Origin of the sequence: Marinobacter sp. F3R08 (genome assembly GCF_018860425.1) — a bacterium.
GTDB lineage: Bacteria > Pseudomonadota > Gammaproteobacteria > Pseudomonadales > Oleiphilaceae > Marinobacter.
This window is the reverse complement of sequence record NZ_JAHKPI010000009.1, coordinates 1-20,539: the sequence shown is the minus strand read 5'-3', so window position 1 is coordinate 20,539 and position 20,539 is coordinate 1. Positions and strand designations below refer to the sequence as shown.

Below are 20,539 nucleotides of genomic sequence, written 5' to 3'. Positions count from 1 at the left end.
GCTCGATTTCATGTTTATCTACCAACATTGCCGGCCTGATGCTCACAAGCCCTCCGGTAAGGATTTATAACGCCAGCCATAAGCGGCGCCCTGACAAGGGCGTCCGGTGGAGGGCCATCGGCCCGGAACAGACTTAATGGCCTTGTTATGAGTTTTAAGGGATTGGTACATGCTTGATCCAATACGGCGCAAGATAACCAAGAACCCCGCCCAATAAAGCCCCAACACCTGCAGCTTCCGCTTCTACTCCAAATACCAACCCCAGCATCGATCCTGCCAGAGCCCCAAAAATCAACTCATAAGCCCAGGCGTGCTTGAACACCTTTGGCTCAATGGTCGGTGCGGCAACCAAGCCGACAAACACACCAGCTGAACCAACCAAAGCCAGCCTTTGCCAATCCCCGAAATAGAAAATAAGGGAGACTGCCGAAAAAGCCACGCCGAAAAAGAGGATGGAAAACGCGACTACTCGTAACTTGGGCATAAATCCATTTTCCCCTCATAACGCCAGTGGTAATGGGCGCCGACGAAGCGCAGCGTAGTTGGCGTCCCGTTGACCACCTTGTTAGCTTACCCATGCTGAGTCGGTAAGGTGATATTGATCGTTTTCATCCAACACCATGTGGAATACTTTCGTGTAATTAGCTGTGTTCGAATCTTTGCAGTTTATTATCAGCTTCAATTCTGACGGAGCCTCACCACTAGTATGTGTATCCCACGTTAGCTTGTGTCTTTTTCCCGACTCAAAGTAATGAACAATACTGTTTTTGGGGATCTGCTTGATTTCAGGCTCTGTTGTGAAAAAGACTCCAGACGCGGGCTGCCCTGAGTTCAGGATATGAATATTAAACGTTTTCTTATCACCTTGAGTCATCCCCTTACCAGCCCCGGTAATAGTAAAATGCGGATGTGCCTCTCTGAGCGACCTAATTTCTTCTATTTCTAGGGATTTCAAATCTGCTTGGACTTGTTCTCTTGTAGCTTTCACTAACTCTTTATGCTGTTCAACGGATTTTTTCAATTCATCAGCTTGTAGCTCTAGGGCTCGTGTGTTTTGCCGCAACTCTGACTGCTGCTGCATGTACCCAAGAATCAGCCAAAACAACATTAACGGACCGAAGACACCCGCAAAAAAATCACCAAATTCATTAAGAGGTATCGTCGCTAGCTCAGAAAAGCTATTCCAGCGAAACAGACTGATTACTGCCACATATATTACGGTTATCGCTATGCCAAATTTGGTCACAAGCTTTCCTTGTAGCTAACGCCTGCATAAACGGCGCCCGACTAGGGCGTCCGGTGGAGGCCCTCCGGGCCGGAACGAATTTGATGCGCTGGTTAGGAAAGCTCCCGCTCCATATAGTGGGTCCCGCCTTCAGTTTTGCAAATCCTGAATCCTTTTCGCTCATATAGAGCCACTACTGGGTTTGCACAAAAAACACGGAGCCGAAGCAACTGAAAGCCTTCTTTCTGGGCGACTCCAATAGCGAAATTGATTGCCTGAGAGCCCACCTTCTTATTTTGCCAATCCGGGTCGATCTGAAGGTCGCGAATGTAATAGGCGCAACTATCATGACTCAACCGCAAGCATCCAATCGCACACTTATCTATAGCTATCTCGTAGTTCTCAAATTCCTTCCAGTTCGCATCGAATAGCGCATGGTCCCAGCGAATCCCAAGCTCTTTGTAGTACGGCTCCATGTTTCGAAGAGTCAGTTGCTCAACAAAACCCTTGTTTTTCGCTTGCCGGAATATGGGGTTCATTCGAGACTTCCTAACGCTGAAATAAGCGGCGGCTAAAAGCCGTCCGGTGGACGGCCGCCAGGCCGGGAACGAACTTGATTGGCTGGTTAAATGCCATAAGCACGCTCAACCTTTGCAACTCGGACCTTGAATTCGGAATACCAAGCTTTATGGCCCAAACGCTGGGCCTCAAGGTGCTCAGCATTTTGCTTCCAATTCCTGATCGCTTCCTCGCTGGCCCAGTACGAAACAGTGATACCAACGTCCTCGCGGGCTGACTCGATACCAAGAAACCCTTCCTGCTCGGCGGCCAGTTCGACCATTCTGTCGGCCATAGCACCGTAACCATAATCTCCATCCGTGCGGACAGAGCTAAAAATCACCGCATAATATGGCGGACTCGGAGTATTAGCGATCCCTGACATAACTTCCTCTTGGCATTTAACGCCGAAGCACAGCGGCGACCTTGGAGTGGCGACGAAGGAGCCACGGAAAGGGCGTCCGGCGGCCAACGGCCGCGTACTGATGCAATTTGTTATGAGTAAAGGTCATCGCCGACGGTTACCTTTGACGCGTTTGGGTGTAGAGAAATAATAGACAATTAAAGCGATTAGCAAGACCAGCGCAGCTACCAAACCCCACGCGAACCATACACACCCATCAGCACATTCCTGCTCCATGCCGAACAACCGTATAAAGCCCCGAAAAACCACGCGGAACAAACCATCTATCAAGATATCTAGCACGGAACACGCTCTTTCCGGGACATATTACTGACTCTCTCAACACTCATAACGCCAATATTCAGCGGCGGCTGAAAGCCGTCCGGTGGAGGCCCTTCAGGGCCGGAACGAACTGGAATGACTGGTTAGGCGCCGTTTGCACTGTGCCCCCGCAATCCCCAAATGGACAAAGCCACTGCCACTAGCGAGGTAATTGCAACGCTAATGAGCAACACGGCAACTGCTGATTCTGCCGCTGTGCCGGCTTGCGCACCCGATGATGCCAGTGGTGTCATTTGCCCTGCGCCCGTAAACGCACCAACTAGGCAGCCCAGCCAATTGGCATAACTGGAATAAACCCAGCCCCAGTACATAACGGAAAACTGGCAGGCCGATAGGCTGAATATGCTCCAGATGGCGCCGATTCCGACAAGTAATACACCACTCAGAATGCCTATAGTGTGTGCGGACAGTCCAAGTCTCGGGATTTGCATAGCAGGGAGCAATAAGCCGGTCACCAAAGCGATCAAGATCAGGATAAACCCATGCCGAATGATGCTTCGATTCATTTTACGGTCTCCTCTTAGAGACGCCTAACGCCTAGGCTTTGCGGCGCACCGGAGCGCCAGCGCAGGTGCGTCCGACAACAGCCTTTTGTTATGTGTTGTTGCTTTTCTCTCGCAGCAAAGAAAGTGAGATCCCTCCAAGCCCCCTGATTCGTTCACCACTAAAAGTGGTGGAATAGCTCATCTTGGCGGGGCTGCCTTGCATAAAAACAACAGCCCTTCTGGGGACGAACTTATCTGAGGTACTGTAGTGAGAATCTTCCTCGTAAACTTCGCCCTGCTCGTAGTAGAGCTCTATCCCTTGTTCTTGTTTTAAGACTTCTTCAACGATGCTCCTGTAATTCCCGTGCTGACCTTCCTCGAATCGGAGGATTAGGATAGCCGAAGACTTCTGCACTTTTTCATCAACAGAAAGTTCGCGGAAATTTGGGGTATGAGGATACACCTCGGGTTCCTCAGGAGAGTGATAGGCAGTTTGCTCAGAATCAATGCGCTGATCGATTAACGGTGCAAAAAAATAAAGCACCCAAACAGTGTACAAACCTAGAGCTGCAACGGTGAAACCGGCACCAAAGACAACGCCAGAAAGAAACCTTTTGAACATTCAACTCTCCATAAACACATAACGCTGAAGCACAGCGGCGCCACGACTGTGGCGTCCGGCGGCCAACGGCCGCGTACTGATGCGCCTTGTTAATGGCCGGTTACCCGGCAGTCTATCCCTGGCACCCGAATCCGAATGCCTTTTACCAAACAGCTTGCACTGACCCTAGCCCATGGCGCGAGGAACCAGAACACGGAACGCTCAGATTTTGCAGTATTTTGCGGGGAGATGAGTTGAACTGACGTGATCATTTGAAAGCAACTCCCTGCTCTACTACCTGATTCCTTCCTAGGCCTTGGCCTTTAACGCCGAAGCACAGCGGCGCCACGACTGTGGCGTCCGGCGGCCAACGGCCGTGTACTGATGCGCCTTGTTAATGGCCGGTTACCCGGCAGTCTATCCCTGGCACTCGAATCCGAATGCCTTTTTCCAAACAGCTTGCACTGACCCTAGCCCATGGCGCTAGGAACCAGAACACGGAACGCTCAGATTTTGCAGTGTTTTGCGGGGAGATGAGTTGAACTGACGTGATCATTTGAAAGCAACTCCCTGCTCTACTACCTGATTCCTTCCTAAGCCTTAGCCTTTAACGCTAAAGGCAGCGGCGTGTGTAACACGTCCGCTGACCTGACTTGTTAAAACTGGCCATTAGAAACCACCGGGCTTAGCCAGCCGCACCGCAACATTGCTGTGTTGCGGTCCAGTTTCACTCTCATGTTGCGAGCCGAAGATATTGACCCACTGCCCCTTAATCAGGAGCAACTCCCCGTTGCCATAGCTGTTCCCATTGCCCGCAGTGTAATTGCCAGCATATTCAAATAGGAATTGGTCGGGCGAGCCTGCGACTGGCTTGAGCTCATAACCCATCGACAACTCGTTTGCAGAAGCAAAGCCCATCTCCTCGTTCGATACGCTAACATTTAAAAGACTCGACTCGTTCAGAAACTTGGGCAAAAGGTCAAAGGGTTCGCTGCCGATTTTAGTGGCCTGGCATTCACAATACCGGATTTCCAACACCAGCGGCTTACTAGCGAGATAGTCTTCAGGGATCGAGTTCTCGGCAAGGGCAAAGCTAGGGAGAAAGGATAGAAAGAGCAGATTAACCCGCCAAATAGTTCGTGATGCGATCCGTTGCATGTGACCTCCTATGTTTTCGTTTTAACGCCAGCAATAAACGGCGCCCTGACAAGGGCGTCCGGTGGAGGGCCATCGGCCCGGAACGTATTTAATTGCCTTGTTATATTCAGAGATCCGCGCAACGACCAAGTGCAGCATCTAATGGACTGCCATCAAGGTCAGCGGCCAATCTCGCTAACTCTTGCGCGCGAACATCAAGCTCTGTTAACTGCTCACTGCTCAATTCTTTGAGTTCTTCAGGGCAGTTCTCAGAGTAATCTTTAAAAGCGTCGCTTTGTCGTGATCCGACAATCATCGTGCGGCAATAATTTATAATCTGAGCCTTCTGAGCAATATAGGCCCGACTAAGCACATCGAATGTTGCTGCATAGAGCATGACATTCTTTGGATCGACGATTGACGAAACTACAGTGTCAGCTATGCATTGCTGCTTCTTCGTTAGGGTCTCACCTTGCTCTAATTTTTTCTGAATGTTTTCTGCTGCCTCTTCTTCGCCGCAGCCAACCAGCATCAGAAGTGAAAGAATAACCACTAAATTCCGCATGATTCTCCTTATTTTGGGATTGAAATATAACGCCTAAATCAGCCGCCGCTATGCGGTCGGCTGCATTTATTTGTTAGCAATATGTCTACTCATATTGAGCTTGTGATTCATAAGAGTCTTCTTCACTAGTTCAATTGCATAATTTTCAGGCATATCGTAATCAATTAATGACGAAGCGATTTCTTCAATTGAATAGTCACCCGACTCCGCCATCTTCAGAATCTTTGTCCTAGCCTTCTTGTCAAAGTCAATGTTTTTCAGATTTCTTGATTTGTAGTGGACTTCCGATTCTAAATCTCGAATTCGGTGAGATAAGCTCCGCGTGTTGTTTAGTATTTCGGAGAGAATATCTTGTTCAGAGCGAGGCGGAACGTCTTCTTGCGGTGGGTTGTCATTCAAAGCATCTTGGAACTTCCCCTCAAACTGGGGCCAGTACGTTTCAAAAACTTGGTTCAATATGCGTTCGTCGAGAGCATCATCGTCAAGGCAGTCATTAATGGTTCTCGTTAGCTCCCAGACGCTACTTTTATCTGGAGTAGTATGATTAAACTGGCCCAAAGGATCTTGTAAGTCTTCTGGATTTAGGTCAATTAAGAATGTACACACTCTATTTGTGGTCAACCCTTTGGCCAACGCTCCGGTTTCAAACAATATCCAAGGCTTATTTTTGTTTTCTTGAGTAAGGCAAACGACGCCAACTGATACGTCTTTTAATTTGTCACTAATTTCAGAAAACCAAATCGCCCCTCTATCTATATCTCGGGTCGAGATCCAAGGTTGGGACGCTTGGATTACACATTTAAGCCAGTCACTCATGAGCTCAGCGACAGCCTTACTTCTCTTTCCTGACCAGCTTACAAATATCTTCATTTTCTCTCCATTGTTGACATCTTGGACTGCTAACGCCGCCAACACGGGCCGAGCGTAGCGAGGTCCCGCCCCAGCTTCGCTGGGGCGAAGTGCTTGGCATTGTTAGCGCTCCCCAAAAATTTCAATTTGCTTCTCAGAACGAGGGTAAATATATGCTGAACGCTGCTTAAACCAGCCCTGCCTCTCATAAAACCCGCCGTTACCCTCGGTGGCAACGAGCATTGTGGTAATAAATGAACTGAGACTGGCTTCCAGCTCCTTCAATATGCGCGTCCCTACCCCTAAGCCTTGATAGTCGGGAATTACAACGAGATCGACCACCCAACCATAAAATTCGCCGTCATCAACAGTTCGGCCAAAACCTACTAGCTCACCGTCAACGTACGCAAATCGACAGAAGCTGCTTTGGGCGAAAGCTCGTTCTAGACTTTCGGGCGACCGCCTTCCCCAGCCTGCTTGCTCGAATATCTGTGAGACGCGACTCCAAGAAATATTCTCTAGTGTTTTACTATACTCAATGTCCATATGGGTCTCTTCGGCCGCTAACGCCGCGTACAAGGGCGCGAGTTTACGAGCGTCCCACCGCCGCTTTCGGCGGTGTATTGGTACGCTTTGTTAAATGCCATATTCACGCTCTATTTTTGCGACGCGGACTCGAAAGTTCGAGTACCATTTCTTGCGCCCAAGCCTCTGCGCTTCCCGGTGCTCCGTATTCCTTTTCCATTCGGAAATTGACTCCAAGCTATCCCAGTAGGACACAGTGATACCCAGCCCCTCTCTGACGGATTCGACTCCCAGAAAACCGGGTTGTCTTGCCGCTAGCTCCAACATTCTGTCAGCCATTTCACCATATCCGTTGTCACCCTCCGTACGATGGCTACTAAAAATAACGGCATAGTATGGCGGTTCAGGAGTTCTAGCTATATCGGACATAGATCCCTTTGTGCATTTAACGTTCATGCTCAGCTGTGCCAGCTTGTCTGGCATCAGCTGGAGCTTCTTGTTGTACAGAGTCTGCATGTTACCCTTTAGGGCTGACTGATTCATGAATCACTTTCAACGTTCCACTTGAGTCGATTGAAACCGTACACGGCTTTCCCTTTTCGTCACACTCTTGGAAATAGATCGCTGAACAAGGTACGCGCAAATTGTACGTTACATTAAGCGACACACTCTTCTTGTTGGTCTTTTCCAGCAGGTTACCGTAGACGGAAACTGCCCAGCCGTTCCAATTGACCCTATGGATCGCTATGTTGTGTCGTTGACAGCAAGCGATAACCTTTTGCTCAGTCTCCGGCGTACAGTCGGCTCCCAGTAGTACAGCCCGCAAAGCCCCTTGAATGGAAACGAAATCCGGTTCTCGTTCATCTTCCGTACGGACCACCCATCTCTGTTCGCTCTCGTGTTCCCAATCTTTGTGCTTTGTAAAGAATAGGGAATCGCTAAACCTTAAGATCAGCGGCTCAAGCACGCTCGACAGACCCCGCTGCTTAACATCTTCCAAATACACTAAACCGTAGGGATCGGCCTCCTGAATCATGGGGCCAAACGATGAATCCAAGTATTCTACTTTCCCAGAGAACCGCTGCCGGCCGTTCGCCATGCGAGCAACCGCACGCCCGAGTTCCTCCTCATCTAAAACTAAGCACACACCCTTATGCTTATCGCCATACTGATCCCACATTCTCGGGCGCGCATACCCCCTTCTCAGTGAATCATCGCCACCTTCCGGGTGATCCCTAGAGCAGCACAGGACCAGCGACTTGTCTCGTACATATCTGGTCGCTTCACGAAACAACTCCGGATCGAAGCTCTCTTCTGCGGACCTTGCATAGAATTTAAACGGCCAATGTTTCGACTCACGTGGGTCATTAACATTAGTGAAAGGGCTCATCCGCAGAGAAAGCGACGGAAGGATCCAGTCAGTGGCTGTTTCTCCGCTCGTGTAGTGGTACACATACTTCCCTGACTCAAACATAAGTTTCGTCATTTTCTGTACAACGCCGAGGTAACCGGCGCCGGAGCGCTAGCGGAGGGCACCAAAAGCGCCACGCTTTTGGCGTCCGGTTGACCGCCTGGTTATGGCCTCGCATGCTTAGTCACCGTATGAATTACAAATTTTCCGCAAACCAAGCAAATGACGAGAATTAGTGAAATTTGGATGGGGAGGTTCGCGGCGAAATACCACCAGTACTCGCCAGATACCTCTTCCTTAGCTGCGACCAAGCGGTCTAAAAATTCCGGAGAGCGCTTCAATGCATTGCCCTCTTCTCGGGAAAGATCTGATATGGACCTGCCATCTAACGCTAATTCAATAGCCTCTTTATTAACGTGCTCTGTCAGTGCTCGCCCATAAGTTCCGCCTATGGCGCTGACAAACACTGCAAAAATTAGGCTGGCAAAAATGGATAGATAAACCTTCTTCTTCACTCGACTTCCTTGTGGTCATAACGCCAGTGGTAATGGGCGCCGACGGAGCGCAGCGTAGTTGGCGTCCCGTTGACCACCTTGTTAAGCATTGATCTGGCGAACAAAACCAGCTTCATCTCTGACACCAACTCGGTTTCCATCGGGATCGCTGATGTTGATCGTCCTACCCCAAGCACTTTCTGTGATGACTGCTTGGATGCCCCACGCTCTAATTTCCGACAAGGCGTCCTCTAGGTCTTCGACATTGAAGCTACCTTCTTTAGGTGACTTAACGCCATCCTTCGCTTTGCCTCCTTGCTCGATCATCAAGTAGCCATCGCCGTACTCAAGGCAGATAAGCCTAAAACCGTCTTCGTCTTTTTCGAACAGCTGACGCAAGCCAAAAAGATCTCGATAAAATGCCACGCACTCGTCAAACCTTTCTGTGTTCAGAATCATTCCGTAGCGGGCTATATTAGCGTGCATGAACTTTCCTTGTGCTTAACGCTAAAATAAGCGGCGGCCCGACAGGGACGTCCGGTGGAGGCCGCAGGCCGGAACGTACTTGATTGACTGGTTATATATTGGTGCTGCAAACTAATCCGTGAAATCGTGAATTTTATAATCAGAATACATAAATCCAAAACTCGAAATGTTACCAGTTAGCGTCACTTTATCTCCGATTTTCAGATTATACCAATCATTTTTTTCTAAACCACATATGCTATTGTCAAAAGAAGACTTAAATTCTTTGGCATAAAATATTCCCTCACAAAAAATATAACCTCGGACATGAAACCTGCTTCTTTTCCTTTCTACTGTAACCTCAACTATAGCTGGCTCTGAGTAAAATAAATGTCCGAATACCGGAATACCCTTATAAACAGCCATCGTGACAATCATAGGAATGCCAGCTGTAAATGCAAATACAGCAAACCAAATACTATTTTTCGTTTTGAAGTGTTTCCGGGCTGAAGACCCGTCGGTAAAAAGCCGAACTAAAGCCCATACTGTTAATGGAATCGAAATGATCAATCCCACCCAAAGAAGTGAACTCGAAATTTCTCCTGAAACAACCATTTTGGCTGGATAGGTCACGACAAAAATGACCAATAAAGAGGCTACTATCGCATGTAGCATTTTATCAGAAAGAGTCATCCCTCGACAGATTCCATAAGTTTTGCTCACAAGACAGTGAATATATAACGCTGAAGCACAGCGGCGCCACGTCAGTGGCGTCCGGCGGCCATCGGCCGCGTACTGATGCGCCTTGTTAATGGCCGGTTACCCGGCAGTCCATCCCTGGCACTCGAATCCGAATGCCTTTTACCAAACAGCTTGCACTGACCCTAGCCCATGACGCTAGGAACCAGAACACGAAACTCGCGGATTTTGCAGTGTTTTGCGGGGAGAAGAGCTGGACGGTGATAAACATTTGAAAGCAACTCCCTGCTCTACTACCTGATTCCTTCCTAAGCCTTGGCCTTTAACGCTGAAGCACAGCGGCGCCCTGACAAGGGCGTCCGGTGGCCGTAGGCCACGTACTGCTGCGCCTTGTTATAAATTGAACTCAAAAACATGCTGTTGCTTCAATAACTTGAAGCCTTGCACTCGATAAAATTTGTGGGTGGCATCGCGCTTTGAATTGCTGCGAACCCGAACGGTAACCCCGACTGACTTGGCCCAGGCGATAGCTTCCGCAACCAACATGGAGCCAATTCCTTCGCTCCGGTGCTGCTCATCAACTATGAGGCCAGCTATTTCAACAAATGGTGCCACTCCAACCCGAACCGCTAAATATGCGTGTAGCCAACCAACAACCGTTTCGCCTAAATCCGCTACCCATATCCGATGGCCGTCTGAGTTTAAGAGCAGAGCCAGCGCATCGCCAGATTGATGCTCTGGTTCAGTGGCGGGCGTCAGCACATGCGCTAAACGCTCAATCTCATGGTTATCTGCCAACACTGCCGGTCTGATGTTCACAAGTTCTCCGGAAAGGATTTATAACGCCAGTGGTAATGGGCGGCGACGGAGCGCAGCGTAGTTGGCGTCCCGTTGACCACCTTGTTATGAGATTTGCGACTTGGTGTCAGGTAGACAGTCAGCAAATTCTCTTTGAATAAGTGGCATTTTGCCACGCTGCGCACCACCGCCATGCAATATGACCAATAGCATTCCTACCATTACTGACACACCATTGGATATTCGGACCATCTGGTCGAGTAAAGGAAGTGGATAGCCTTTGCTGTGGCGGTGGATTGCATGAATACCGCCGTGGATGAACGAACTTAGAGGCTTCCAAGAGTACTCTTTAAATTCCAGCAGCATATTCACCGGTTCTTGAGGTGCTTTACCCTGTAATTTCTCAAGCATTTCACTGAGCATCGGAAGCCTATTCGCTTTATTAGCTGTCTCTTGTGTGAGCTCACTGGTCAACTTGGAAACGGCGGTGTCAGGAGCTGCGTAGAGAAGCCACATTGCCCTGACCAAAGCCTCATACTGAAGACGAACAAGTCCCGTCGCGGAGGTGAGATTGCCACCCGAAATCAGCATCTTCGCACTTTCAGCATGCTCGAATGCAATACTGCACATGACTCTACTAGCCATGACTCTCTCCGAATCATCAAAAGGAGCGAGCGCTAAAAACTCCAAGAGTCTGCTTTCGAGTTCAGCAGATCGTGATAGCAGACTATTTATCAATGGTGTCCCTACTCATAACGCCAGCCAGCATGCGCGGCTACGGAATGGAGGCGAAGCCGCAATGCAGTAGACGTCGCGTGCCTGGCCTTGTTAATTGCCAATGGTCACCCCCGCATCCAGAACCCAACAGCGATCATTGTGCGTGTAACCAATCTGACCATAGTACGAATTGGCTGCCGGTGCTGCGATGAGTATCAATTTGCAGAGCGGCCCCAGTTGCTCCTGGGTCAGTGACTGTAATCGTTTGCCTATTCCTGATTTTTGGTAGCTCTGATGAACTGCCAAATCTGACAGATAGCAGGCATAGTGAAAATCGGTGACGCTGCGGGCAATACCGACAAGCAAATCCTCATCCCAGGCACTCACGATGAGATTGGAATTGGAAACCACCCCCTCCATACAATCTCGGTCATGGGTTGGCCGACGCTCCCCGAGGGTAGAGTTCTCCAACAAACCGATGAAATGGTCAGTGGTAATGGGGTGATTCACCTTGAAGCTGATAGCCATACCTCTCCTTGGCAATTAACGCCGAAGCACAGCGGCGACCTTGGAATGGCGACAAAGGAGCCATGGAAAGGGCGTCCGGCGGCCACCGGCCGCGTACTGCTGCGACTTGTTAAATTTTAACTGCGACTAACCACCACCGGTCCCGTTTCTTCAATTTGGTTAGGGGTGTAGGGCACGTCTGCGATACCGAGGTATTCCATAATTTCCGATCGAGTTAGATTATTGGCCCCATTGCTTTTGAACGCGTATTGAACCCAGTGACCACCCTCTTTTTTCGACCGGACAGTAAACCCTTTTTGAACAAACCATGAGCCCGGATTTCGGCTATCGGGGCTATCTAATTCATTGAATCTCGTCAGGCAGACATCTTCATCCAGTGGCGTATTCAATTCGACCTGGAGCACGGTCGCAGGGACATTTTTCGTTAGCGTAATTCTGTGGACCTCCCGACCTTTTTTGATTAAATACTGCTCCTCTGTTGTTCGCTCCTGTGCGGAAATCTTATCGAGAACAGCGTCAATAACATCGTGGTCTTCACAGTCATGAACACCGAAGGCTTCGCGTAGGTCTTCTAAATTACTCATTGGGTCTACTCTGATTTGAAATTTAACGCTTGCAGCATGCGCGCCCACGAAATGGAGCCGAAGGCGCAATGTAGTGGGCGTCGCCGTGCCTGCACTGGTTAGCTTATCTCGCTGTGCAATTGTTTCCTTGCCATCGCCAAGACACGATCCGATCAGAGTCGTTTACTTCGAAGTAAGTTCTGCAGGAGAAGTTAAGTGTTTGACCGCCGGTTGTGGTGGAATTTCCGTAAACCGTGTTTCCAATAGCGTTGTATGTCGTCGTGGTTTGAGTCGGCATCGTGTAACTGCCTGAACTGCTATACATATAAACAGTATTACCATTTGGCGCTTCAAAGGAGTTCTGCGGATAGCCCCATGATGCAACCAGGTGGTTTATATCGGATCCAACCCAAGTTTTGAGGATCTCCTCATATTTGGCCGTTGTCGCACATGCAGAAAGAAAGACAACCGTTACGACCAAAAATAAAATCTTAATTCTCATCACTCCTCCTCTAGAGCTAACGCTTGCATAAGCGGCGCCCGACTAGGGCGTCCGGTGGAGGCCCGTCGGGCCGGAACAGACTTAATGCACTTGTTAAAGGTTTTTGAAAGCTGCCGTCGCCTTGTAAGCTTGTACCAATTGGAATATCCCAAGCCCACAGAAGACCGCGGCTAGTGCACTCGACCCATCCATATCCAACTGTAAAAGCCCAGCCATCCCTATCGACAATACTCCGCCGACAATGTATTCAAAAGGCTCATAACTGTATTCAAACTTCAGTGACTGTCCATAAAGGCTAGGCTCAAAATCAACTGGTACTTGCAGTTCTTCCGATTTTTTTCTAGCGAACCGATTAACTTTGGCGCGGAAAAATGACCAATAGACGATTTCATTTCCAGGTAAAGCAATGACCCTGAAAGCCCTACCGCTTGTTCCAGCTGTGACTGGAGTAATGCGCAGACCAGTAACCTTTGAAAGATCACTAACCTTTATCGCCCCATCCAGAAACTGCCTCCGTGCCATGACTACTGATCTACCCTTTAACGCTGAGCTAAGCGGCGCCCCGACAGGGGCGTCCGGTGGAGGCCGAAGGCCGGAACAAACTTAAGCGACTTGTTATGTGGAAAAATACTCCGAGTCATTTTCGGCGCTTCCTTGGTTTTTTGGGAACCCGGGATTTGCCCTTTCGTTTGTTAAACTCTACACCAAAATCATGAACACGCACTCCCATCACAACACCGTTCATGAAATACAACACTGTCACGTAACATGCGACTAGCACAGCGCCAACAAGCAGGGCTACTGACTGCGGGAATAAACTTCCCGGGATCAAAAAACACAGCATGATCAAAACACATGCGGCAATTTTAACGGTAGTATCTTTGAACTTAGACAAATCCACCTTTCCACATAACGCCGCGCTCTGCGGCAAATTTGGAGCGCAGCGGAAAATTTGTCCGACAGCAGCGCCTTGTTATAGGCTTTTTTGATTAAGTTCATCAATACGTTCTTCGCAATATTTCACTTGGGCTTTATACCACCTAGATCTTGGATCTGATTCAAGGTCTTTTTGATATTTATCTTTTTCCTCTTGAAGTGCTTCCAATTCTACGAGGCTATGCTCTCGTTCATAATCAGCCTCACTAGAACCAAGCTCAAGAAAAACACCTTTATATTCTTCAATTACTCTCTCATGCCTCTCTTTTTCCCAGCCTCTAACACTTTCATATGGCGTAGCATGGGTAGTCTTTTTTTCTATCAATAGATTGATGAAACTTGATTTCAGCTTATTTCTATAGAGCTCTGATGCTTGCTTAAACTCCCCTAAATCTGCTGCAAGTTTTGCAGAAGGATTCTCGTTTAAAAGCTTTTTCGGAGTTGAATACTTCTGAAACCACTTGAGCGTAGGGCCTGACAAAGCATCAACAACCTCTTGAATTGACTTCTCAGCCCCTTCTGGCGTTTTGATCCACCAAGTGTGTTGCCTATGTCCAAAGCCATCGGGTGAAAGGTTGCCTAAGTAACCAATACCTCGGGGAAACGGTTCATCTTTGTGTTGGCAAGGTATCCAGTACGGGGTGACTAGAACATCAAAAAGTGGGTTTCCTCTGTGAGAGAAGTTTAAGCATACTACCCATACAAGCCTTTCATCTTCATCAGGGTACTTCCAATACGTAGGCGTACTAGTTTTCTTTCTGATAAATCCAATCTCTGCCATTTTTTCATCAAGTTTTGGCATTAATTGTTTTTTGAATTCTTTGTAGTCCATCCTAGTGCCTATAACGCCCACATAAAAGGCGAGCGTTAGCGAGTCCAGCCCACGTTTTTTTGTGGGCGATTTTTAATGTGCTTGTTATGTATTTTTAGCATGTTTTCCTTTTTTCAAAATTAAAAGTACAAATTTAATCAATAGAAATGCCGACAAGAACATTAGCAACCAAAATAAGATATATGCATAAGTAGTTTGATTAGCTGCCAAATCACAACTCCATTGGCATTCAACGGCATAAAACAAGGCTGATAGAAAACAGCCTATAGTAGAGATAATGATACTAAATATATATAAGGCTATTTTTCTCAATCACTATCTCCTATATACATAACGCTAATGGTAACCGGCGCCGGAGCGCCAGCGAAGGGAACCAAAAGCGCCACGCTTTTGGCGTCCGGTTGACTGCTTGGTTATGAACTTAGCCTTCATATCACCGCAAATCCTTTCGAGTGTTATTAAAGCTATTCCAGATCCAACCAGTCATCACCATGAGAAAACCGTCGTAAAATTGATTGAACTCGAAGAACTGGTTAGCGTCGCTAAAAAGGAAAAGTTTCCAAATAATCATCAGAACCCCTGCAACCATCAAGGCATAAGGTAGCAGTATCAAAAGAAGCTTTATCCAAACATTCATAACCCACTGCCAGATCTCTGAAAATTACGAGTTCCCCTGTTCGATATCACATCGGCCCCTTTCATAACAGCTAATTATACGAACGCGTTCGTATATCATCCGTTCGTAAAACTCCATTTAAAGTCACTCAAGAAAACACATAATTCTTCAATTAAAATAGTATCTTGAGCCCCGATTACCACGGCTACCGCCGGAGTTATACGCCCTCTTTTGAGCCACTCCAGTTCCTACCATGGGCATATAACTCCGCCATTCCTATTGCAACTTTTCAACCCTATCAGATAGTTACCTCCATTTCTCATGTGATTTTTTGTGTTTTGCGAACGCGTTCGTATAACTTCGCCAACATCAGTCTCTTGATTTCGAATCAAATCGGTATACTGTATATATAAACAGCACTCAAGGATGAATGGATATGGATATCCCTCCCCCGATTCCTGCGCAACCAACCCGTTTTTTGGATAAGGTCCGCAGTTTTATTCGCCTTCGAGGCATGGCGTACAAAACAGAGAAAACCTATCTGTTCTGGATCAAGCGTTTTATCCGCTTCCATGACCTCCGGCACCCTGAAATGATGGGCTCTGCGGAAGTCGAAGCTTTCCTGTCTCACCTCGTTTTACAGGCAAACGTTAGCGTCTCTACTCAGCGAGTCGCTTTGAACTCATTAGTATTTTTATATCGGGAGTTCCTGGGCCAACCTCTGGAAGATCTGAACTTTGAACGCTCCAGGAAGCCGGTAAAGCTTCCAACAGTATTCAGTGCAGAAGAAGCCAGGTCAGTGATGCGCAATCTGGAAGGGGACTACAAGCTTGTTGCCATGCTTCTCTATGGCTCCGGCCTGCGTATCAACGAAGCTCTGCGCTTGAGAGTCAAAGATGTTGATTTTGATATGCAGCAATTGATTGTTCGAAGTGGTAAAGGCAGCAAGGATCGAATTACGCTGCTGCCGGATCGCCTTGTTGAGTCGCTGCAACAACAGATTAATTCCGCGCTGCACCAGCATCAGGCGGATCTTTTGAAAGGGTTTGGCTCTGTTTATCTTCCGGCGGGCCTTGCACGAAAGTATCCAAACGCCAGCCAGGAGCCTGGCTGGCAATATATCTTTCCAGCTCAGGAGCTTTCGCGAGATCCTCGCTCAGGCATCCGCCGGCGGCATCACTTGCTGGACCGAACGGTTCAGAAACACTTTCGTCGAGCTATTCAGGCAGCAGGTATCCGCAAGCTCGCAGGCAGTCATACCTTTCGTCACAGTTTTGCCACACGTTTGCTTGAGGCCGGCTATGATCTCCGCACAATCCAGAAGCTGCTCGGCCACTCGGATTTGCGCACCACAGAAATCTACACCCATGTCGTTCGCAAGGGCGGCTTTGGCGTTCGCAGCCCGATTGACGAAGGCTTCTAACTCTCCCAGTTGCTCGCGGGAATTCGCTGGATATGGATGTGGCTGATGAGGCGGATGGTGGGCCGAACAAGGAACTGGAAACTGCCAACAATGAACAGCCAGATTGCCGCCTTCTCATACTCGGGAAACAGGAACAGGATGCTGCCCACCAGAAACCAGATGGCGATGAAGAAGTCGTTGATGATGCTGATCACTTCGTAGCGGCGGCGAATGATCAGTTCTTCGTGCCCAAACTTCAGGGTCAGTGGGCTGTCGGTGCGGTCTTCAACCATGTTACTCAGGATCTCCGGTAGGAAGGCGGCGGAATTCTCATTCCGCCGCGGCTGGGGTTATTGCATGTTGTTAAAGGCTGCGTCGGTTCTCGCCGCCAGGATAAAGTCGTTCTTGTGCAAGCCTTTGATTTTATGGCTCCACCAGCTCACTGCAACTTTGCCATATTCCAGCACAATAACAGGGTGGTGGTCTTCCTCTTCGGCCAGGTCGCCGATTCTGTTGGTGAATTCCAGGGCCTTCACAAAGTTTTTGAGTTTGTAGATCCTATGCAGCTGCTCTTCTCCGTCAATGTCCAGTATTTCCCAGTCCGGAACATCTTTGTGCAGCTGCTGCTTCTCTTCTCCGGTCGCCTTGGGTGCGTCGGAGCTGCAGGCTTCACAGCTATGTGTTTTCAGGTCACTCATTTCAACCTCCATGGCTGATGGCTGTATTACAAGCGTGGGTTGCACACGGCGCTTTATCAACCCTTCCCTTGAAATCCGGCCGCTTTCAGAATACTGTATATTTAAACAGTATTCTGAGAGTTTTGATCATGAGCGAGCTTCTGAACACGCTGATGCAGGATGCCCGTGTCTGGCAGGGACACCGGCACACCCAGACCACACAACCAGCAGAACCAACCGGGTATCAGGTTCTGGATAACCAGCTCGGCGGGCTGGGATGGCCCCGGGGCGCCCTGAGCGAATGCCTTCTGGATGCACCGGGTATTGGTGAGCTGCATTTACTGCTGCCGCTCATACAGCGGGTAGGCGGGGAAGGCAAAAGCGTGTTCTGGCTGAACCCGCCGCACACGCCCTATGCCCCGGCTCTGGCCCGGGAGGGCGTGAATCTGGACCAGGTGGTACTGATTCATACCGAAGATGAGGCCGATTTTCTGTGGACACTGGAAAACTGCCTTCGCTCACCGGTAACAGGGCTGGTGATGGCCTGGCCGGGCAAACTGGCCGCCCGGGAAGTCCGGCGCCTGCAACTGGCAGCCGAAGCCGGCAGCAACGTGTGCGTGTTGTTCCGGGAACGGCACTACGCCGAACAGAATTCTCCGGCCGCCCTGCGCCTGGAGCTGGAACCAGGCGATCAACAGGATCTCAAGGTGAAGGTACTCAAGCGCCGGGGCAGCTGGCCCGGGCAGTGCTGTTCACTGGCGATGGCCCAGCGGGCAGACCTCGCGTTCCGCGAAACCACCCGGGTAGTTCGGGGCCCCTGGTCGGGTTCAACCGGGTAATAACGCGCCATGCTCTGGCTGTATCTGCATTTCCCGCACCTGGTGCTGGACCATATTCGCCGCTCCCGTGAAGATCAGGGTGCCCTGGTGGTTGTCGAAGGTTCTGGCCAGAAAGTGATCCAGGCCTGCCCCGATGCCAGGGAGCAAGGCATCCATCGTGGTATGCGCCTGAAAACCGCCATCAGCCTGGCACCAGATCTGGGCATGGTGCGCGCCGATGAAACCCAGGAAGCCAGAATCCTGGAAGATCAGGCCCGCTGGCTGTATCGCTATGCCGCCCATATTGTGCTGGTACCGCCGGATGGCCTGCTGGCCGAAATTGGCAGCCTGCAAAAGCTGTATGGTGGGTTGCCTGCGGTTTGGCAAACGGTGGAACAGGGGCTGAATGAACGCCGGCTGAATGCCTGGATCGGGATTGGTTACACCCCTCTGGCCGCCCGTTTGATTGCCCGTGCCGGCAAGGGGGAATGCACGGCGGATAAAGGCCACATTCTGCGCGCCCTGAGCCAGATGCCTCTGCTGGCGGCGGAGTTCAATCAGAAGGCCTGCACCCGGCTGCAGCGTCTGGGGCTGAACACGCTGGGAGAAGTGTTTGCTCTGCCGGCTAGCGAACTGGCACGGCGGTTGTCTCCGGAACTGCTGGCTTACATCCAGAAAATCCAGGGCGCCCGGCCGGATCCCCGCGCACCCTGGCAGCCGCCCCACTCGTTCCGGCAGCAGGCGGATTTTGTGCAGGAAATTGAACATACCCAGGGCCTGCTGTTTCCGCTCCAGCGCATGCTTGCTGAACTGGAAGAGGATCTTTGCTGGCGCCAGCAGGATACCGACAGTCTGCGGCTGGTTCTCAGGCACCGGCATTCCGAACCGACCCGTTTGCAGATCCGCACCTCCGGTCCGGAGCACCGGGCCGACAATTTCCTGAACCTGATCCGCCTGCGGCTTGAACAGCACTCGCTGAGTGCACCGGTTATCTCCATGGCGCTGGTGGTGAAGCGTTTCCTGTCCCGGGAAGCGCCTTCCGGGCAAGACCTGCTGGGCGAAACCCGGGATCTGAACGAAGCCTGGCACACCCTGGTCAGCCGGCTGCAGGCACGTCTTGGGGATCAGGCCCTCAGGCAGTTGTCGCCCCAGGCGGATCACCGCCCGGAGCGGGCCTGGTCGGCCTCGGAAGTGCTGCGTAAAACCGGCACGCCGTTAGTACCGGCCACTGAGCTGCCAAGGCGCCCACTCTGGCTGCTGAACGGCCCGCAACCGCTGACTGAAGCGCCCGTCACCTGGTTTTCCGGCCCGGAGCGCATCAGTGGCGGCTGGTGGGATGGCCAGCGAGTGCACCGGGATTACTACATTGCCCAGTTGAACAGCGGCCAGCTGGCCTGGGTTTTCCGGGATGCCCGGGAAGGCTGGTTTGTGCACGGATGGTTTGGCTGATGTCCGGGCAGCCGTATGCAGAGCTGTACTGCTTCAGCAATTTCACGTTCCTGACCGGAGCCTCTCACCCCCACGAACTGGCCGGGCGGGCGCACGAGCTTGGTTACACTGCCCTGGCCATCACCGATGCCTGCTCTGTTGCCGGCATTCCCCGGGCCTGGGCCGCACTGGCAGACAGCCCGGTAAAACTCATTACCGGCAGCTGGTTTGAGCTGTCGGATGCACCCGCCGGCGCAATCCCACCCCGTTTTATTCTTCTGGCCCGTACCCGCAAAGGCTACGGCCAGCTCTGCCAGTTGATCACCACCGGCCGTCGCCGGGCCGAAAAAGGCCGATACCAGCTGTTCCACAGCGATATAGAAACCCACACTCTGGAAGACTGCCTGTGCCTGTGGCTGCCCCCCTCACCTACCGAGGCAAGTTCCGATCAAGCGCTGGCCGGCGGGCAGTGGCTGAGCCGCTTGTTTGACCCCCGGATCTGGATTGCTGCCGCCCGCACCCTGGAATCCGGCGAGGAACAACACCTTGCCCGCATACACTGGCTGGCTGAGCAGCTACGCATTCCGGTGGCCGCCGTGGGCGAGGTGCATATGCACAGCCGGGAACGCCAGCCACTGCAGGATGTGCTGACGGCCCTGCGCAATCACACCAATCTTGAGAGTGCCGGCCACTGCCTGTTTCAGAATGGCGAGCGTTACCTGCGCCCCCTGCCCGTTCTGCAACGGCTGTTTCCACAAACCTGGCTGGATGAAACCCTGGCTATTGCCCGGCAGTGCACCTTCGAGCCCGGCAGCCTGCGCTATGAATACGAACCCGACCTGGTCCCCCCGGGCGACTCTCCCGCCGGCTACCTGACACGGCTGACCCGCGAAGGCGAGCGTCGGCGTTATCCGGAGGGCACGCCGCTGCAGGTCCAGAACCTGATCTGCAAGGAACTGGGGC

Annotated in this window: 28 protein-coding genes; 4 read left to right on the top strand and 24 right to left on the bottom strand. The window is 50.7% G+C overall.

Features of this window, described 5'->3' with window-relative positions; genetic code table 11:
- Positions 1 to 154: 154 nt before the first annotated feature.
- The 22 genes from KO499_RS03025 to KO499_RS02925 all read right to left on the bottom strand — a co-directional run bounded on the left by KO499_RS03025 (position 155) and on the right by KO499_RS02925 (position 14,635).
- Positions 155 to 484 carry a hypothetical protein gene (locus tag KO499_RS03025; RefSeq protein WP_215982253.1) on the bottom strand — a complete coding sequence of 110 codons (330 nt, stop codon included), beginning with the start codon at positions 482 to 484 and terminating at the stop codon, positions 155 to 157.
- 81 nt (positions 485 to 565) lie between these two features.
- Positions 566 to 1,246 carry a hypothetical protein gene (locus KO499_RS03020; protein ID WP_215982252.1) on the bottom strand — a complete coding sequence of 227 codons (681 nt, stop codon included), beginning with the start codon at positions 1,244 to 1,246 and terminating at the stop codon, positions 566 to 568.
- Positions 1,247 to 1,338: 92 nt separating this feature from the next.
- Complete coding sequence (locus tag KO499_RS03015) at positions 1,339 to 1,764, bottom strand: GNAT family N-acetyltransferase (RefSeq protein WP_215982251.1); 426 nt, start codon at positions 1,762 to 1,764, stop codon at positions 1,339 to 1,341.
- A gap of 86 nt (positions 1,765 to 1,850) precedes the next feature.
- Positions 1,851 to 2,168, bottom strand: coding sequence for an antibiotic biosynthesis monooxygenase family protein (locus KO499_RS03010; protein WP_215982250.1), 318 nt, complete (start codon positions 2,166 to 2,168; stop codon positions 1,851 to 1,853).
- A gap of 443 nt (positions 2,169 to 2,611) precedes the next feature.
- The gene (locus tag KO499_RS03005) at positions 2,612 to 3,034 is read right to left on the bottom strand and encodes a hypothetical protein (RefSeq protein ID WP_215982249.1); all 423 of its coding nucleotides are present in this window, start codon (positions 3,032 to 3,034) and stop codon (positions 2,612 to 2,614) included.
- A gap of 88 nt (positions 3,035 to 3,122) precedes the next feature.
- Positions 3,123 to 3,635: a hypothetical protein gene (locus KO499_RS03000; protein ID WP_215982248.1), complete on the bottom strand. Its 513-nt coding sequence runs from the start codon at positions 3,633 to 3,635 to the stop codon at positions 3,123 to 3,125.
- 648 nt (positions 3,636 to 4,283) lie between these two features.
- The gene (locus KO499_RS02995) at positions 4,284 to 4,772 is read right to left on the bottom strand and encodes a hypothetical protein (protein WP_215982247.1); all 489 of its coding nucleotides are present in this window, start codon (positions 4,770 to 4,772) and stop codon (positions 4,284 to 4,286) included.
- Between the two features lie 106 nt (positions 4,773 to 4,878).
- The gene (locus tag KO499_RS02990; protein ID WP_215982246.1) at positions 4,879 to 5,316 is read right to left on the bottom strand and encodes a hypothetical protein; all 438 of its coding nucleotides are present in this window, start codon (positions 5,314 to 5,316) and stop codon (positions 4,879 to 4,881) included.
- A 66-nt stretch (positions 5,317 to 5,382) separates the two neighbouring features.
- On the bottom strand, positions 5,383 to 6,186 hold the full coding sequence (locus KO499_RS02985) for a toll/interleukin-1 receptor domain-containing protein (protein ID WP_215982245.1): 804 nt from the start codon (positions 6,184 to 6,186) through the stop codon (positions 5,383 to 5,385).
- Between the two features lie 102 nt (positions 6,187 to 6,288).
- Positions 6,289 to 6,711 carry a GNAT family N-acetyltransferase gene (locus KO499_RS02980; protein ID WP_215982244.1) on the bottom strand — a complete coding sequence of 141 codons (423 nt, stop codon included), beginning with the start codon at positions 6,709 to 6,711 and terminating at the stop codon, positions 6,289 to 6,291.
- A gap of 90 nt (positions 6,712 to 6,801) precedes the next feature.
- Positions 6,802 to 7,119 (bottom strand): antibiotic biosynthesis monooxygenase family protein, encoded by a 318-nt coding sequence (locus tag KO499_RS19700; RefSeq protein ID WP_228339745.1) that lies wholly within the window; start codon positions 7,117 to 7,119, stop codon positions 6,802 to 6,804.
- An 88-nt stretch (positions 7,120 to 7,207) separates the two neighbouring features.
- Complete coding sequence (locus tag KO499_RS02975; RefSeq protein WP_215982243.1) at positions 7,208 to 8,176, bottom strand: DUF2971 domain-containing protein; 969 nt, start codon at positions 8,174 to 8,176, stop codon at positions 7,208 to 7,210.
- A gap of 89 nt (positions 8,177 to 8,265) precedes the next feature.
- A complete protein-coding gene (locus tag KO499_RS02970) occupies positions 8,266 to 8,616 on the bottom strand; it encodes a hypothetical protein (RefSeq protein WP_215982242.1) in 351 nt (116 codons plus the stop codon).
- 81 nt (positions 8,617 to 8,697) lie between these two features.
- A complete protein-coding gene (locus KO499_RS02965; protein WP_215982241.1) occupies positions 8,698 to 9,081 on the bottom strand; it encodes a VOC family protein in 384 nt (127 codons plus the stop codon).
- A gap of 111 nt (positions 9,082 to 9,192) precedes the next feature.
- On the bottom strand, positions 9,193 to 9,753 hold the full coding sequence (locus KO499_RS02960; RefSeq protein ID WP_215982240.1) for a hypothetical protein: 561 nt from the start codon (positions 9,751 to 9,753) through the stop codon (positions 9,193 to 9,195).
- Between the two features lie 399 nt (positions 9,754 to 10,152).
- Positions 10,153 to 10,578, bottom strand: coding sequence for a GNAT family N-acetyltransferase (locus tag KO499_RS02955; protein ID WP_215982239.1), 426 nt, complete (start codon positions 10,576 to 10,578; stop codon positions 10,153 to 10,155).
- A gap of 84 nt (positions 10,579 to 10,662) precedes the next feature.
- The gene (locus KO499_RS02950; RefSeq protein ID WP_215982238.1) at positions 10,663 to 11,202 is read right to left on the bottom strand and encodes a DUF6988 family protein; all 540 of its coding nucleotides are present in this window, start codon (positions 11,200 to 11,202) and stop codon (positions 10,663 to 10,665) included.
- A gap of 183 nt (positions 11,203 to 11,385) precedes the next feature.
- Positions 11,386 to 11,802 carry a GNAT family N-acetyltransferase gene (locus KO499_RS02945; RefSeq protein ID WP_215982237.1) on the bottom strand — a complete coding sequence of 139 codons (417 nt, stop codon included), beginning with the start codon at positions 11,800 to 11,802 and terminating at the stop codon, positions 11,386 to 11,388.
- Positions 11,803 to 11,918: 116 nt separating this feature from the next.
- The gene (locus KO499_RS02940; RefSeq protein ID WP_215982236.1) at positions 11,919 to 12,386 is read right to left on the bottom strand and encodes a hypothetical protein; all 468 of its coding nucleotides are present in this window, start codon (positions 12,384 to 12,386) and stop codon (positions 11,919 to 11,921) included.
- 574 nt (positions 12,387 to 12,960) lie between these two features.
- The gene (locus KO499_RS02935; protein WP_215982235.1) at positions 12,961 to 13,389 is read right to left on the bottom strand and encodes a hypothetical protein; all 429 of its coding nucleotides are present in this window, start codon (positions 13,387 to 13,389) and stop codon (positions 12,961 to 12,963) included.
- 115 nt (positions 13,390 to 13,504) lie between these two features.
- Positions 13,505 to 13,762, bottom strand: a complete 258-nt coding sequence (locus KO499_RS02930; RefSeq protein ID WP_215982234.1) for a hypothetical protein — start codon at positions 13,760 to 13,762, stop codon at positions 13,505 to 13,507.
- A 78-nt stretch (positions 13,763 to 13,840) separates the two neighbouring features.
- Entirely contained in the window at positions 13,841 to 14,635 is a 795-nt protein-coding gene (locus KO499_RS02925; protein WP_215982233.1) for a hypothetical protein, read from the bottom strand.
- A 1,052-nt stretch (positions 14,636 to 15,687) separates the two neighbouring features.
- On the opposite strand from KO499_RS02925, the gene KO499_RS02920 reads away from it, so the two are divergent.
- Positions 15,688 to 16,674, top strand: a complete 987-nt coding sequence (locus tag KO499_RS02920) for an integron integrase (RefSeq protein ID WP_416240378.1) — start codon at positions 15,688 to 15,690, stop codon at positions 16,672 to 16,674.
- Here the strand turns inward: KO499_RS02920 and KO499_RS02915 are convergent.
- Positions 16,671 to 16,946 carry a YrhK family protein gene (locus KO499_RS02915; RefSeq protein WP_215982231.1) on the bottom strand — a complete coding sequence of 92 codons (276 nt, stop codon included), beginning with the start codon at positions 16,944 to 16,946 and terminating at the stop codon, positions 16,671 to 16,673. The genes KO499_RS02920 and KO499_RS02915 overlap by 4 nt on opposite strands.
- Positions 16,947 to 17,003: 57 nt before the next feature.
- Positions 17,004 to 17,351, bottom strand: coding sequence for a 4a-hydroxytetrahydrobiopterin dehydratase (locus tag KO499_RS02910; protein ID WP_215982230.1), 348 nt, complete (start codon positions 17,349 to 17,351; stop codon positions 17,004 to 17,006).
- A gap of 128 nt (positions 17,352 to 17,479) precedes the next feature.
- Here KO499_RS02910 and imuA point away from each other — a divergent pair, with 128 nt between their 5' ends.
- From imuA to KO499_RS02895, 3 genes are all read left to right on the top strand, one after another.
- Entirely contained in the window at positions 17,480 to 18,169 is a 690-nt protein-coding gene (imuA, locus tag KO499_RS02905; protein WP_215982229.1) for a translesion DNA synthesis-associated protein ImuA, read from the top strand.
- 9 nt (positions 18,170 to 18,178) lie between these two features.
- On the top strand, positions 18,179 to 19,597 hold the full coding sequence (locus tag KO499_RS02900; RefSeq protein WP_215982228.1) for a Y-family DNA polymerase: 1,419 nt from the start codon (positions 18,179 to 18,181) through the stop codon (positions 19,595 to 19,597).
- On the top strand, positions 19,597 to 20,539 hold a 943-nt coding region (locus KO499_RS02895), incomplete at its 3' end, for a PHP domain-containing protein (protein WP_215982227.1). The genes KO499_RS02900 and KO499_RS02895, both read left to right, overlap by 1 nt.